Annotated in this window: 16 protein-coding genes and 1 other annotated feature; all 16 genes read left to right on the top strand. The window is 46.0% G+C overall.

Features of this window, described 5'->3' with window-relative positions; genetic code table 11:
• Window positions 1–20: 20 nt before the first annotated feature.
• Window positions 21–1478, top strand: coding sequence for a glutamate--tRNA ligase (gene gltX, locus MHI12_RS27050; RefSeq protein ID WP_405170795.1), 1458 nt, complete (start codon window positions 21–23; stop codon window positions 1476–1478).
• A 537-nt stretch (window positions 1479–2015) separates the two neighbouring features.
• A complete protein-coding gene (gene cysE / locus MHI12_RS27045; protein ID WP_036607155.1) occupies window positions 2016–2675 on the top strand; it encodes a serine O-acetyltransferase in 660 nt (219 codons plus the stop codon).
• Between the two features lie 42 nt (window positions 2676–2717).
• Window positions 2718–4118, top strand: coding sequence for a cysteine--tRNA ligase (gene cysS, locus MHI12_RS27040; protein WP_405170794.1), 1401 nt, complete (start codon window positions 2718–2720; stop codon window positions 4116–4118).
• Window positions 4115–4594: a Mini-ribonuclease 3 gene (locus tag MHI12_RS27035; protein WP_405170793.1), complete on the top strand. Its 480-nt coding sequence runs from the start codon at window positions 4115–4117 to the stop codon at window positions 4592–4594. The genes cysS and MHI12_RS27035 overlap by 4 nt, the downstream gene beginning before the upstream one ends.
• A 43-nt stretch (window positions 4595–4637) precedes the next feature.
• Window positions 4638–5384 carry a 23S rRNA (guanosine(2251)-2'-O)-methyltransferase RlmB gene (rlmB, locus tag MHI12_RS27030; RefSeq protein WP_017692057.1) on the top strand — a complete coding sequence of 249 codons (747 nt, stop codon included), beginning with the start codon at window positions 4638–4640 and terminating at the stop codon, window positions 5382–5384.
• A gap of 5 nt (window positions 5385–5389) precedes the next feature.
• A complete protein-coding gene (locus tag MHI12_RS27025) occupies window positions 5390–5911 on the top strand; it encodes an NYN domain-containing protein (protein WP_036607162.1) in 522 nt (173 codons plus the stop codon).
• 172 nt (window positions 5912–6083) lie between these two features.
• Window positions 6084–6728: an RNA polymerase sporulation sigma factor SigH gene (gene sigH / locus MHI12_RS27020; RefSeq protein WP_017692059.1), complete on the top strand. Its 645-nt coding sequence runs from the start codon at window positions 6084–6086 to the stop codon at window positions 6726–6728.
• Between the two features lie 304 nt (window positions 6729–7032).
• A complete protein-coding gene (gene rpmG, locus MHI12_RS27015) occupies window positions 7033–7182 on the top strand; it encodes a 50S ribosomal protein L33 (protein ID WP_072735843.1) in 150 nt (49 codons plus the stop codon).
• Between the two features lie 17 nt (window positions 7183–7199).
• Entirely contained in the window at window positions 7200–7391 is a 192-nt protein-coding gene (gene secE / locus MHI12_RS27010) for a preprotein translocase subunit SecE (protein WP_017692060.1), read from the top strand.
• Window positions 7392–7412: 21 nt separating this feature from the next.
• Window positions 7413–7946, top strand: coding sequence for a transcription termination/antitermination protein NusG (gene nusG, locus MHI12_RS27005; RefSeq protein WP_024633599.1), 534 nt, complete (start codon window positions 7413–7415; stop codon window positions 7944–7946).
• 68 nt (window positions 7947–8014) lie between these two features.
• Window positions 8015–8440, top strand: coding sequence for a 50S ribosomal protein L11 (gene rplK / locus MHI12_RS27000; protein ID WP_017692062.1), 426 nt, complete (start codon window positions 8015–8017; stop codon window positions 8438–8440).
• Between the two features lie 94 nt (window positions 8441–8534).
• Complete coding sequence (rplA, locus tag MHI12_RS26995; RefSeq protein ID WP_017692063.1) at window positions 8535–9227, top strand: 50S ribosomal protein L1; 693 nt, start codon at window positions 8535–8537, stop codon at window positions 9225–9227.
• A gap of 68 nt (window positions 9228–9295) precedes the next feature.
• Window positions 9296–9443, top strand: a sequence feature (ribosomal protein L10 leader region).
• Between the two features lie 23 nt (window positions 9444–9466).
• Window positions 9467–9970: a 50S ribosomal protein L10 gene (gene rplJ / locus MHI12_RS26990; protein ID WP_017692064.1), complete on the top strand. Its 504-nt coding sequence runs from the start codon at window positions 9467–9469 to the stop codon at window positions 9968–9970.
• 72 nt (window positions 9971–10042) lie between these two features.
• Entirely contained in the window at window positions 10043–10402 is a 360-nt protein-coding gene (gene rplL / locus MHI12_RS26985; RefSeq protein ID WP_339191212.1) for a 50S ribosomal protein L7/L12, read from the top strand.
• A 96-nt stretch (window positions 10403–10498) separates the two neighbouring features.
• Window positions 10499–11119, top strand: a complete 621-nt coding sequence (locus MHI12_RS26980) for a class I SAM-dependent methyltransferase (RefSeq protein WP_036607169.1) — start codon at window positions 10499–10501, stop codon at window positions 11117–11119.
• A 394-nt stretch (window positions 11120–11513) separates the two neighbouring features.
• Window positions 11514–15059 (top strand): DNA-directed RNA polymerase subunit beta, encoded by a 3546-nt coding sequence (gene rpoB, locus MHI12_RS26975; protein WP_091020534.1) that lies wholly within the window; start codon window positions 11514–11516, stop codon window positions 15057–15059.
• Window positions 15060–15088: the final 29 nt, after the last annotated feature.

Below are 15088 nucleotides of genomic sequence, written 5' to 3'. Positions count from 1 at the left end.
TTAGTGACGGAGGGGATCATATGAGCACGGATATTCGTGTGCGTTACGCGCCGAGCCCAACGGGAAACCTGCATATCGGGAATGCCCGTACGGCGTTGTTTAACTATTTATATGCCAAACATAATAACGGTAAATTCATTATTCGTATTGAAGATACGGACGTGAAACGGAATATTGCCGGTGGTGAAGAAAGCCAACTGAAATACCTGAAATGGCTCGGAATTGAGTGGGACGAAAGTATTGACGTGGGCGGAGAATACGGACCATACCGTCAAACGGAACGTCTGGACCTCTATCGTAAATATACGCAGGAATTGCTGGATAAAGGTCTGGCTTACCGTTGCTTCTGCACGGAAGAAGAATTGGAGCAAGAGCGCGAGGAACAGTCAGCACGTGGAGAAACACCGCGTTATTCTGGCAAACACCGTGACCTGACTCCAGAGCAAATTAGTGCGTTTGAAGCGGAAGGCCGCGTAGCGAGTATTCGTTTCCGTGTGCCGGAAGAGCGCACATATACGTTTGATGATATGGTTAAAGGCACAATCTCGTTCAACAGCAAGGAATCCGGCGACTTCGTCATTGTGAAAAAAGACGGCATTCCCACATACAACTATGCTGTTGCTGTGGATGATCACTTGATGAAGATCTCCCACGTCTTGCGCGGGGAAGATCACATCTCGAACACGCCGCGTCAACTGATGATCTATGAAGCGCTTGGCTGGGAGCCACCGCAATTCGGTCATATGACGCTGATCGTGAATGAAAATCACAAGAAGCTGAGTAAACGGGATGAATCCGTTATTCAGTTTATTGAGCAGTATGATCAGCTCGGCTATTTGCCTGAAGCGATGTTTAACTTCATTTCCTTACTCGGCTGGTCGCCGGAAGGGGAAGAAGAGATTTTCTCGCAAGAGCAACTGATCTCCATTTTTGATACGAAACGTCTGTCCAAGAGCCCGGCGGTATTTGATACCCACAAGCTGGCTCACTTGAACAACCACTATATCAAACATGCTGACCCGGAACGTATTGCCGAAATGGCCATTCCACATCTGCAAAAGGCTGGACGTATTTCTTCCGAGCTGTCTGCTGAACAAAAAGAATGGGCTTATACTCTGGTACACCTGTACCAAGAGCAGATGAATTCTGCCTCCGATATTGTCGAACTGTCGGAAGTATTCTTCCGTTCCAATCTGGAGCTTGAAAGTGAAGGAGAAGCAGTGCTTGCGGAGGAGCAGGTGCCAACCGTACTGAAGGCATTTGCGGATAAAGTACAGGCGAGCGAAGAGTTTACTCCAAGCAAAATGGCTGCATTGATCAAGGAAGTACAGAAAGAAACCGGCTTTAAGGGCAAACAGCTCTTTATGCCAATTCGTGTAGCCTTGACTGGACAGACGCATGGACGGGATCTGAACCAAACGATCGTGCTTCTGGGTCGTGATACGGTGATCGAACGTTTGCTTGCACAAGTAAAATAATCTTAGTCGAAGACATTCCGTTTATTTGGAATCTGAACACAGTCCTACGATGGATAGATTACGTAGGAGGCTGTTGTCAGTCTGAGGCCTTTTCGCTATAATAACAACACAACGAATAATTGATATGATTTATCTAATAGAACAGCAAAGATCGGGAGGAGTAGACTGACCCGGACAGATTCAGAGAGGATGGTCCCGCAGCAAAGAGAGATTTCTTTGGTTGCGGTGGCTGTGAACCATCCACTGTCCATCAGTCGAAATGCGCCCGTGAGCTGCACAGCCGAATCCAGCCCCGCCTTTGTCGATCATGACATGGGAAAACGTTAGGATAGGTTGTGACGATTGGTTTCCGTTACCAAACCGCTTGAGGGCTCATTCTATTTAAGAATGGACCGAGCAGAGTGGGACCGCGATAAACGCCTCTGCAGCTAAATGCTGCAGGGGCGTTTTTTGTTTAGGCGAGTGTGCAGTACACTACCAAGGAACGCGCCGTCCGGTAAGCCGGAGGACGGGAACCTGAACAAGAGGGGAACGAGCATGTTCAAGAAGATCAGATCAGATATCCAGGCGGTGTTTGAAAACGATCCGGCGGCCCGAGGTTGGTTTGAGGTGGTATTCACCTACTCAGGGCTGCATGCGATATGGGCACACCGGATCGCTCATTTTTTATACAAGCGAAGATGGTTCTCGGTTGCCAGGTTCATTTCGCAGGTTAGTCGATTTATGACAGGAATCGAGATACATCCTGGAGCTACGATCGGAAATCGGTTGTTTATTGACCACGGAATGGGCGTCGTTATTGGAGAAACATGTGAGATTGGCGATGATGTCGTTATCTATCAGGGGGTTACCCTGGGCGGAACAGGGAAAGAAAAAGGAAAGAGACATCCGACCATTGGTAATAATGTGGTTATCTCATCCGGAGCAAAGGTGCTGGGTTCATTTAGCGTGGGGGATCAATGCAACATTGGTGCGAACTCCGTTGTGCTTAAGGAGGTCCCTTCCAATAGTACCGTGGTAGGTATACCGGGCAGAATTGTTAAACAGGATGGTCGACGGGTAGATCGCCTCAGTCAACAATTGCCCGATCCGGTCGTTGACTCCTTGCGCGGTATGCAAAAAGAACTCGAACGATTGCAGGAAGAAGTACGTACACTGCAAAATGCCCGTGAAAATGAGACTGTGCGTGATACGTGATACAATAAATAAAGGCAGTATAGGATGAAAGGATAAGTGACCATGACGCTTCAGATTTATAATACGATGAGTCGTACCAAAGAGGAATTTGTTCCTCAAGAGCCAGGGAAAGTGAAAATGTATGTCTGCGGACCAACGGTATATGACTACATTCATATCGGGAATGCACGCCCGGTTATCTTTTTCGACACGGTTCGTGGATACCTGGAACAGACAGGGCATGATGTGAACTATGTGGTGAACTTCACGGATGTGGATGATAAGTTGATTCGCAAAGCAGAACAACTTGGAACCGATGTTCCTCATGTGGCTGAGAAATTTATTGCTGCCTATTATGAAGACATTGAGGGATTGGGTATTCCCAAGGCAAGCAGCAATCCGAGAGTAACGGAAAACATGCCGCTGATCATTGATTTTATCCGTGAGCTGGTTGAAAAAGGATTTGCCTATGAAAATGGCGGTGACGTCTATTATCGTACAGGCAAATTCAGCGAATATGGCAAACTTTCGAAACAAAACCTGCAGGAGCTCCAATTTGGAATCCGTGTGGGTGTGGACGAGCGCAAAGAGCATCCTGAAGATTTTGTGCTCTGGAAGGCTGCCAAACCAGGTGAGATCTATTGGTCCAGTCCTTGGGGTGATGGTCGACCAGGATGGCATATTGAGTGCTCCGCCATGGCTAGGGAGTACCTTGGGGATACACTGGACATCCACGGGGGTGGACAGGATTTGCAGTTCCCGCACCATGAGTGCGAATGCGCCCAATCCGAAGTATTAACAGGTAAACCACTTGCGAACTACTGGATGCATAATGGATTCATCCGGATTGATAACGAGAAGATGTCGAAATCACTCGGTAATGGTGTTCTGGTTAAAGACTTGCGGAATCAATATAAACGCGAAGCGATTCGTTATTTCATGTTATCTACCCACTATCGCAACCCATTGAACTTCACGGATGATACGATGGAGCAGGCACAGAACAGTGTGGACCGGATTGCAAATGCGGTAGGTAACCTGAATCATCGTCTGAATGCGGTGACTGTAGATCAGGATATCACAGCAGAGTTTGCGGCAAGACTCGACCAAATTCGTCAGCAGTATCACGAGAAGATGCAGGATGATTTCAATACTCCTGATGCGATTACTGCTATGTTTGAGTGGGCAGGGGAAGCCAACCAACTGTTGCAGCAAGAAGTAGTTAATGCGGCAGACATTCGTGCACTCCTCGAATTGTTCAGTGAATTGAATGCTGTGCTGCGCGTCTATACTGACGCAGAGCCAGAACTTCTGGATGAGGAAGTGGAACGTCTGATTGAAGAGCGTGTAGAAGCGCGCAAGTCCAAAAACTGGGCAAGAGCGGATGAAATTCGCGATGAATTGTCTGCACGTGGCATTCTGCTTGAAGATACGGCGCAGGGCATGAGATGGCGGCGCAAATGAGCGAAGGACATCCAAATACACCAAAACAACAGGAGCAGGTCACAGACGGAGGATGGTTCCCGTATCCTCCTTCCAGACCTGCGAGGTTGATTCCACCTATTGCACTGGCCTATATTGGTGATGCGGTATATGAGGTAGCTGTTCGTCAATATCTGTTGTCGAAGGCCAACATGCGTCCCAATCATTTGCACCGTAGTGCAACCGGGTTGGTATCAGCGAAGGCACAGAGCCGCATACTTACAACGATTGAGGCTGCACTGACAGAGGAAGAACGTGATATCGTCCGGCAAGGGCGGAATGCCAAGTCGGGTAGTGTACCCAAAAATGCAGATGTGTTGGAATACAGACATGCCACTGCTTTTGAATGTCTCATTGGTTACCTCTACAGCAGTGGTCATCATGATCGCATGATTGAACTGATCGGGCTTGGCATTGAGCACGCGGAACAACAATCGCCATCACCGACAAAAAAATAGAAATTTCAACAAAACAACGCATTACAGAGAGGATCGAACAACGATGGAAGAAGAATGGATCGCCGGTAAACACTCCGTGACGGAGGCGCTGCGTTCAGGCCGGACCATTAATAAAATATGGATTGCCGATACAGCACAGAAACATCTGACTCAACCTATTATCTCGGAAGCTAAAAAACTAGGTATTGTCATTCAACACGTGGACAAGCGTAAGCTGGATCAAACGGTACCAGGCATTCAGCATCAGGGAGTAGTTGCACAAGCAGCACCTTATGCTTATGTGGAGGTAGAAGACATTCTTGCCGCAGCAAAAGCGAAGAATGAGCATCCTTTCCTGATTCTGCTGGATGAGATTGAAGATCCTCATAACCTGGGGTCAATTTTGCGGACAGCAGATTGCACGGGTGCGCATGGCGTCATTGTACCCAAACGTCGCTCGGCAGCGGTAACCGTGACAGTATCCAAAACATCAGCAGGCGCTGTGGAGTACGTGCCAGTGGCTCGCGTAAGTAATCTTGGACAGACCATTGATCGCCTCAAAGAGGAAGGTGTATGGGTTGTAGGGACAGATGTCACGGCTCATGAAGGTGTCTTTGGTAATGGAGTCTTTACTGGCCCTGTAGCATTGGTAATCGGAAATGAGAACAAGGGAATGGGACGACTTATTCGTGAGAAATGCGATGTGCTGATCAAATTACCAATGCAAGGTCAGATTAATTCCCTGAATGCTTCCGTGGCAGCCGGGGTTGTCATGTACGAAGTGCTCCGCTCGCGTCAAGCGCAGGAATAGAAGGTATGGCTGATTCCCGTGATGTGCTTCTTGTAGACGGGTACAACATGATTGGTGACTGGCCGGAATTAACCAAACTGGCGGAAAGTGGGCTCGAAGAGGCACGTAACAGGCTTCTCTTTCGCCTTGCAGACTACCAGGCTTTCTCCGGCCGGCGAGTCATTGTTGTGTTTGACGCCTACCTCGTGCCTGGACTCGGTAAATCCTTTACTCAGAGCAAAGTGCAGATCTATTTTACAAAGGAAAAAGAGACGGCAGACGAATGCATTGAGAGACTCGTTCGGGAACTAAGCATGCGAAGACGCCAAATCTATGTGGCTACGAGCGATATGGTAGAGCAACATGTCATTTTTGGACAGGGAGCGCTACGTGTATCTGCAAGGGAGTTGCTAATTGAAGTTGAGCAGAACGAAAAAGAATTAAAAAAACGATTGGAAGAAGATCAGGCGAAGACCACGCGTAACACACTCGGGGGCAAGTTGAGTCCGGATGTATTAAAAGAGTTTGAGCGATGGCGCCGGGAATAACAGTGCGTTTTTTACAAATTTTAGAATATTGAAACTCTTGACATTTATGTTATTGATGTTCTTTTTTAGGCAGAGCGTGGTTGACGGTGTGAGGTACCATCATATATACTGATCCTATATTTCATAGAGTAGAGTAACGGGGTACCTTGCGTTGCAGCCGGAGGGATTGTCTGTGAGTGTCGACCTCAAAGATATCATGTTATCTAAGTATGATTACCAAAGTGACGAAGACATTGTCGAAGCTTTCCGTGAAGGCGAAAGCGAAGCGTTAGAGTTTCTAATTAACAAATATCGTAACTTTGTACGCGCCAAGGCAAGATCTTATTTTCTGATTGGGGCAGACCGGGAAGATATTATTCAAGAAGGAATGATTGGCCTCTACAAATCCATTCGAGATTTCAAAGGGGACAAGCTGGCTTCGTTCAAGGCTTTTGCCGAACTGTGTATTACAAGACAGATCATCACGGCGATTAAGACAGCAACACGTCAGAAGCATATTCCACTTAATTCTTATGTATCTCTGGACAAGCCTATTTATGACGAAGAGTCTGATCGTACGTTACTCGATGTGATTTGTGGAACCCAGGTCAGTGATCCGGAAGAACTTATCATCAATCAGGAAGAGTTTGTGGGCCTGGAAGATAAAATGTCCGAGATTCTGAGTGATCTGGAACGTAAAGTATTGATGTTGTATCTGGACGGGAGATCTTATCAAGAGATTGCAGTAGATTTGGACAGACATGTAAAGTCCATTGATAATGCACTTCAGCGCGTCAAGCGCAAACTTGAAAAGTACCTGGAAGTTCGAGATAATTAAACACATGTTGTCGTTGACGGAAAAGGCTCGGTGTTTGAGTCTTTTTTTAGTGTCTCAAGTTTATAAAATCTAAGAATGTTTATACTAGTAATCGCTCGGTCCAAGCAGGAGAAGAGAAAAACAGAGATGAGAAACGAATGTACGTTGTACGGAAGTAATACCCAATGAATGAAAGGCTATTCTTTCATTGACATGGTTATACCCTTGTGATAAAGTGTTTTAGGTAGGCCTAAATTTATGGCTTTTTTTCAGGATCAATTTAGAGACTCTGCTTGAATGTGGAAGTCTTCGGGAGGTGTACATCATGCGGGTAATTATTACTTTGGCTTGTACTAACTGCAAACAAAGAAATTACACTACGACAAAAAACAAGCGTAATCACCCCGACCGCATGGAGATGAAGAAATTTTGCAAGTTTTGTAACGAGCAGACTTCTCATCGCGAAACCAGATAGTTTTTGGAGGTGTCGGCGTGAAACGAAGTTTCAAATCTCTGATTTCCTTTTTCTCAGAAAGCTGGGCTGAACTTAAAAAAGTTCGCTGGCCTAATCGTAAAGAGCTGACCAACTACACATTGATCGTACTTGGTACTGTTGTGGTTATGACGCTGTTTTTTTGGGTCATTGACATTGGCATCTCCTTTGTGATCGAAGCGATTATTTAAGAAGGGTTCCGGTGGCTTGATATGGAAAAAAGATGGTACGTCGTTCATACCTATTCAGGGTATGAGAACAAGGTCAAAGCCAATTTGGAAAAACGCGTAGAGTCTATGGGCATGGAAGACAAGATATTCCGCGTTCTTGTTCCTATGGAAGAAGAAGTGGTAAACAAGGACGGTAAGAAAAAAACCGTTATGCGTAAAGTTTACCCCGGTTATGTCTTGGTGGAAATGGTACAGACGGATGATTCTTGGTATGTTGTTCGCAACACACCAGGTGTTACAGGATTTGTCGGTTCGACAGGTTCTGGGTCCAAACCAACTGCATTGTTGCCTGAAGAAGTGGAACAAATTCTGAAGCACATGGGAATGGTTGAACCTAAGCCGAAAATTGAGTTCGATATTAAGGAATCCGTACGTATTAAAGTCGGCCCTTTTGCGAATTTCGTAGGCTCCGTGGAAGAAATTTTGGTAGACAAAAGCAAGTTGAAAGTGCACGTGAACATGTTTGGACGGGAAACACCGCTTGAGTTGGAATACACGCAAGTGGAGAAGATATAGTTTCTTCAAGTTTCTTGTGGGAGGGTTGAAAAACCCGTTAACCACTATTTTGCAAGGAGGTGTCAATCATGGCGAAAAAAGTTATTAAAATGGTAAAACTGCAGATTCCAGCAGGTAAAGCAAACCCAGCACCACCAGTAGGTCCAGCTTTGGGTCAAGCAGGTGTCAACATCATGGCATTCTGTAAAGAATTCAACGCTCGTACAGCTGATCAAGCGGGATTGATTATTCCAGTTGAAATTTCTGTATTCGAGGACCGTTCCTTTACTTTCATCACTAAAACTCCACCAGCAGCAGTTCTGTTGAAAGTGGCAGCTAAAGTTGAAAAAGGATCCGGCGAACCGAACAAGAAAAAAGTTGCTACTGTTAAACGTGATGCGGTACGTCAAATCGCAGAAACAAAAATGCCTGACCTGAATGCAGCAGACGTTGAGTCCGCTATGCGTATGGTCGAAGGTACTGCCCGCAGCATGGGTATCACCATCGAAGACTAATTTTCATAAGAAACATGGCTTCGTAAAACCGGTCGATTCGCGACCGGTTGATGTGGGAGGTATATCCGCTAACACCACAAAGGAGGAATAAAACATGGCTAAACACGGTAAAAAATACCTGGAAGCTGCTAAGCTGATTGACAGCGAAGCAACTTACGAGCCTTCAGAAGCTGTAGAGCTTGTGAAAAAGGCAGCTACTGCAAAATTCGATGAAACAATCGAAGCAGCAGTTCGTTTGGGTGTAGACCCTCGTAAGCAAGACCAGGCTGTACGTGGTGTTGTTGTCTTGCCACACGGCACAGGTAAAACACAACGCGTATTGGTATTTGCAAAAGGTGACAAAGCGAAAGAAGCGGAAGCGGCTGGCGCGGACTATGTTGGTGATGCAGACATGATCAACAAAATCCAACAAGGCTGGTTCGAATTCGACGTCTGCGTAGCGACACCAGATATGATGAGTGAAGTAGGTAAATTGGGCCGACTGCTCGGCGGTAAAGGTCTGATGCCTAACCCTAAAGCCGGAACGGTAACTTTCGATGTAACTAAGGCTGTTCAAGAAATTAAAGCCGGTAAAATCGAATATCGTCTGGATCGTGCAGGTCAAATTCATGCACCGATTGGTAAAGCTTCTTTCTCTTCTGAGCAACTTAATGAGAACTTCAAAGCTCTCATGGAAGCTCTGAATCGTGCTAAACCAGCGGCAGCAAAAGGTGTTTATCTGAAGAATGTTAGTCTTTCTTCCACGATGGGCCCTGGCGCACGCGTGAACGCAGCAGCTTTTAGATAATATCTCTTGACAGGCTTGCCCTGTTTTTGATAAGATATAAAAGTTGTGAGTCCGAGTGACTGACCGTTGACATTTGAATATGCTTGCCGTAGACAGTAGGTGCCATTTGGCTTAATTTCCTGCCGAGGTGTGATTATAGAACTTAGAACGATGCAAATCGATGATGAGTATATATCAAGCCTTCGTGATTCTACGGAGGCTTTTCTTAATGGGATAAATTTGATCAGGAGGTGTACAGATTGGCAAACGCAAAAGTGATTCAAGCAAAACAAGAATCCGTTGATGCAGTAACAGCAAAATTGCGCGAGAGCGTTACAACTGTTGTTGTTGACTATCGCGGATTGAACGTTGCCCAAGTAACTGAGTTGCGTAAGCAACTTCGTGAAGCAGGGATCGAATTCCAAGTGCTGAAAAACTCGTTGCTTCGCCGTGCAGCTGCAGCAGCAGAACTGACAGAACTCGATAGTGTTCTTACAGGTCCTACTGCAATTGCATTCAGCGTAGATGACGTTGTGGCTCCAGCTAAAATTCTGAACGACTTCGCGAAAAAGAACGATGCATTGGAATTGAAAGGTGCAGTCGTAGAAGGTCGCGTAATCGGAGTAGAAGAAGTTAAGGCATTGGCAGAACTGCCATCCCGCGATGGACTCCTCTCCATGCTCCTCAGCGTGCTTCAAGCGCCAGTGCGCAACTTCGCGCTTGCGGTTAAAGCAGTTGCAGAAAAAGAAGAACAAGGCGCGTAAGCAACTTGATCTGAATGCTGCTTAGGCGGCAAATGAATTAAAAAAAATAATATTATATATGGAGGTTCACTCATGAGTAAAGAGCAAATCTTGGAAGCAATCAAAGGCATGACTGTACTGGAATTGAACGATCTTGTTAAAGCAATCGAAGAAGAATTCGGCGTAACTGCTGCAGCTCCAGTAGCTGCTGCAGGTGCAGCAGCTTCTGCTGAAGCTGAGCAATCCGAGTTCGACGTAATCTTGACTAGCGCTGGTGCTTCCAAAATCAACGTTATCAAAGCAGTTCGCGAAATCACAGGTCTTGGCCTGAAAGAAGCAAAAGAATTGGTTGACAACGCTCCAAAAGCATTGAAAGAAAAAGTTGCTAAAGAAGAAGCAGAAGCGGTTAAAGCTAAGCTTGAAGAAGCAGGCGCTTCAGTTGAAGTTAAATAATTTAGCTATTACAAGCTAAATGAACAAAACAACAAACCCCTTGACTTATATCAAGGGGTTTGTTGCTGTAATTGTAAATGGAAAGTGAGTGAGGGCATGTCCAATCATTATTATTCGGACAAACCGCAAGTGGCGCATGATCGCAGAGCAACTGAAGCGGTTCTTCGCGGATTCAGTCTGCGATTCGTGACGGATGCCGGTGTGTTTTCCAAAAACGGAATCGATTATGGCAGCAGAGTATTGATTGATGCGATAGAGTTGCCATCAGGGGCTCATGTTCTCGATGTGGGCTGTGGATACGGGCCAATGGGTCTTACAGCAGCCAAACTTGTACCGGATGGGCATGTCACCATGATCGATATCAACGAGAGAGCCGTTGAACTTTCCAGGGAAAATGCAAAAGCGAACGGAATTAACAATGTTACGGTATTGCAAAGTAATCTACTGGCTGAAGTGAAAAAGCAAGATTTTGACGTTATCCTAACCAACCCGCCTATACGGGCTGGGAAAGAAACGGTTCATACTATTTTCGAACAGGCACATCGCCATCTGAAGGTAGGCGGTTCGTTGTGGATTGTCATTCAGAAGAAACAAGGAGCCCCGTCAGCGAAAGCGAAATTGGAATCTTTGTTTGGAAGAGTGGAAGAAGTGACGAAGGATAAAGGCTATCGGATTTTCAAAGCGGTGAAATCGGAAGAGGTATCTACTAAAAGCTGAATCCGAGTTTGTAAAGTAAGCAGGGGATCATTTTTTTTGCAATAGGACTATTGACTTGAAATTCAGGTCGTGGTATAGTTGTAAAATGTCAGTATTAAGATGCCCTACTTGGCTTTAGCTAACTAAAAATGTCAACCTTTTTTTACGCCGAACGGGCTTATTATGCCTACGTTTGGCGTATAATATGTACATTTTGGGCAAACTGGGGATAAGAATGATTTGGAAAGACATCCGCCGATCAAAGTTGCTCTTTTTTCGAACGACATTTCGAGTAAGGGCTTTTCTTTATTTGTGGATGCATTGCTTTGCTCTGTATGTGTACCATTATAAGGTTACAAACAGAGGTTCGCAACGAAATTTTTAAAGTGAGTAGACATTGAGGGGTGAGTTTAAGTTGGCAGGACATCTTGTTCAATATGGTCGACGCACTCGGCGCAGTTATGCACGAATTAACGAGATACTCGAAGTTCCGAACCTGATTGAAATCCAACAAAAATCCTATGATTGGTTTTTGGAGGAAGGGTTGCGCGAAATGTTCCAGGATATCTCGCCGATCCAGGATTTTACAGGTAACTTGATTTTGGAATTTATCGATTACAGTCTCGGTGAACCGAAGTATACAGTAGACGACGCAAAAGAGCGTGACGTTACGTATGCAGCACCGCTTCGGGTCAAAGTCCGGCTCATTAATAAGGAAACCGGCGAAGTCAAAGAGCAGGAAGTATTCATGGGAGATTTCCCGCTGATGACCAACACGGGCACATTTATTATTAATGGTGCGGAACGGGTTATTGTCAGCCAGTTGGTTCGCTCTCCTAGCGTTTACTTCAGTACCAAAGTAGATAAAAACGCCAAAAAAACGTATACCGCTACAGTTATTCCTAACCGCGGCGCTTGGTTGGAACTGGAGATGGACGCGAAGGATGTTGTTTACGTCCGGATCGACCGTACACGTAAAATACCGGTTACGGTTCTCCTGCGTTCACTTGGTTTTGGCACAGATGCTGAGATTCTGGATCTGCTCGGTAATGACGAATATATCCGCAACACACTGGACAAAGACAACACGGATTCCACGGAGAAAGCACTCATTGAGATCTATGAGCGTCTTCGTCCGGGCGAGCCGCCAACGCTGGATAATGCGAAAAGCTTGCTCGTAGCACGTTTCTTTGATCCAAAACGTTATGACCTGGCTAATGTAGGTCGTTACAAAATGAATAAAAAACTGCACATCAAAAACCGTTTGTTTAACCAGCGCTTGGCTGAGTCACTTGTTGACGCTGAGACTGGTGAAATCATTGCTGAAGCAGGTCAAATGGTTGATCGTCGTTTGTTGGATGAAATCATGCCGTATCTGGAGAAGAGCGTTGGATTCCGCACGTATCACGTGGGTAACGGCGTTTTGGATGCCAATGATATCCCTATGCAAACGATTGATGTGTTCTCACCAACTGAAGATGGTAAAGTGGTCAAACTGATTGCCAATGCAAACATTGACAAGTCCGTTAAAAACGTGACACCGGCGGATATTATTTCGTCCATCAGTTATTTCCTTAACCTTCTGCAGGGAATTGGTAGCACGGATGATATCGATCATCTGGGTAACCGTCGTTTGCGTTCGGTGGGTGAACTCCTGCAGAACCAGTTCCGTATTGGTTTGTCCCGTATGGAGCGTGTGGTTCGTGAGAGAATGTCCATTCAGGATGCTAACGTAATTACACCACAGGCTTTGATTAACATACGTCCTGTTATTGCATCCATTAAAGAGTTCTTTGGTAGCTCTCAGTTGTCACAGTTTATGGATCAAACGAACCCGTTGGGTGAGTTGACACATAAACGTCGTTTGTCCGCACTCGGACCCGGTGGTTTGACGCGTGAGCGCGCAGGTATGGAAGTGCGTGACGTCCATCCATCCCACTATGGCCGTATGTGTCCAATCGAGACTCCAGAGGGACCAAACATTGGTTTGATCAACTCCTTGTCTACATTCGCTCGTGTGAATGAATATGGCTTCATTGAAGCTCCATATCGTTGGGTTGATCCGAAGACAGGTATTGTGACCGAGCAAATTGATTACCTGACAGCGGACGAAGAGGACAACTATGTTATCGCGCAAGCGAATGCGAAGTTGAACGAAGACGGTACATTTGAAGAAGAAGCGATCATTGTACGTTACAACAAACAGTCGGATAACATCCTTACGATGCCGAGTGAGCGAGTTGACTACATGGACGTATCTCCTAAACAGGTTGTATCCGTCGCTACAGCGCTAATCCCGTTCCTTGAGAACGATGACTCCAACCGTGCACTCATGGGATCCAACATGCAGCGGCAGGCGGTTCCACTCTTGATTCCTAAAGCACCACTTGTAGGAACAGGTATGGAGCACAAAGCTGCAAAAGATTCTGGTGTATGTATTGTCTCCGATTATGACGGAATTATTGAACGTTCTTCTGCGAACGAGATTTGGGTCCGTCGTGTCGAAGAAGTGGATGGTCAGGAAGTTAAAGGCGATATCGTTAAATATAAATTACACAAATTTATGCGTTCGAACCAAGGAACATGCATTAACCAGCGTCCGATTGTCAAAAGAGGTGCCGCTGTCAAAGCTGGCGATATCCTCGCTGATGGTCCTTCAACGGAAATGGGTGAATTGGCTCTGGGACGTAACGTTGTTGTTGCCTTCATGACTTGGGAAGGTTACAACTACGAGGATGCGATCTTGCTCAGTGAAAAACTCGTTAAGGAAGATGTATACACATCCATCCATATCGAGGAGTATGAGTCAGAAGCACGTGATACCAAGCTCGGACCTGAAGAGATCACACGTGATATCCCTAACGTTGGGGAAGAAGCGTTGCGTAACTTGGATGAGCGCGGTATTATCCGCATCGGTGCTGAGATCAGTGCTGGCGACATTCTGGTTGGTAAAGTAACACCTAAGGGTGTAACAGAGCTGACAGCAGAAGAACGTCTCTTGCATGCGATCTTTGGTGAGAAAGCACGTGAAGTACGTGATACTTCCTTGCGTGTACCACATGGTACTGACGGTATCGTAGTAGATGTGAAAGTATTTACCCGTGAAAACGGTGATGAGCTGCCTCCAGGTGTTAACCAACTCGTTCGTGTATATATCGCTCAAAAACGGAAAATTTCCGAGGGTGATAAGATGGCCGGACGTCACGGTAACAAAGGGGTCGTGGCCCGCATCTTGCCGGAAGAAGATATGCCTTTCCTGCCAGACGGTACACCGGTTCAGATCGTTCTTAACCCACTGGGCGTACCTTCCCGGATGAATATCGGTCAAGTACTCGAGGTTCACTTGGGTATGGCGGCGATGCAACTGGGTATTCACGTAGCAACTCCTGTATTCGACGGAGCGAAGGAGTATGACGTCTTCGATACGATGGAAGAAGCAGGTATGCAACGTAATGGTAAAACTGTCCTGTATGATGGTCGTACAGGTGAAGAGTTTGAACGTGAAGTTACCGTAGGTGTCATGCACATGATTAAATTGGCACACATGGTTGATGATAAAATCCATGCCCGTTCCACGGGTCCTTACTCACTTGTTACGCAACAGCCATTGGGTGGTAAAGCCCAATTTGGTGGACAGCGTTTCGGGGAGATGGAAGTATGGGCGCTTGAGGCATACGGTGCAGCTTATACACTGCAAGAAATCTTGACTGTTAAATCCGATGACGTTGTTGGTCGGGTTAAAACGTATGAATCCATTGTCAAAGGTGAGAATGTTCCGGAACCAGGTGTTCCTGAATCATTCAAAGTATTGATCAAAGAGCTGCAAAGCTTGGGTATGGACGTTAAGATTTTGAGTGAAGATGAGCAAGAGATTGAAATGAGAGAAATGGACGATGAAGATGACGCTGCGAGCGATAAGCTCAGCCTCAACCTTGAGGGTACAGAGGTCGGAGCGGAATAAACCGCTTCGAGCGCATGATGACCGGCGTT

This window comes from Paenibacillus sp. FSL H8-0280, assembly GCF_045040665.1.
Classification (GTDB): Bacteria; Bacillota; Bacilli; order Paenibacillales; family Paenibacillaceae; genus Paenibacillus; species Paenibacillus xylanexedens_A.
Note: the sequence above shows the minus strand (reverse complement) of the source record. Positions and strands in the feature narration are given on the sequence as shown.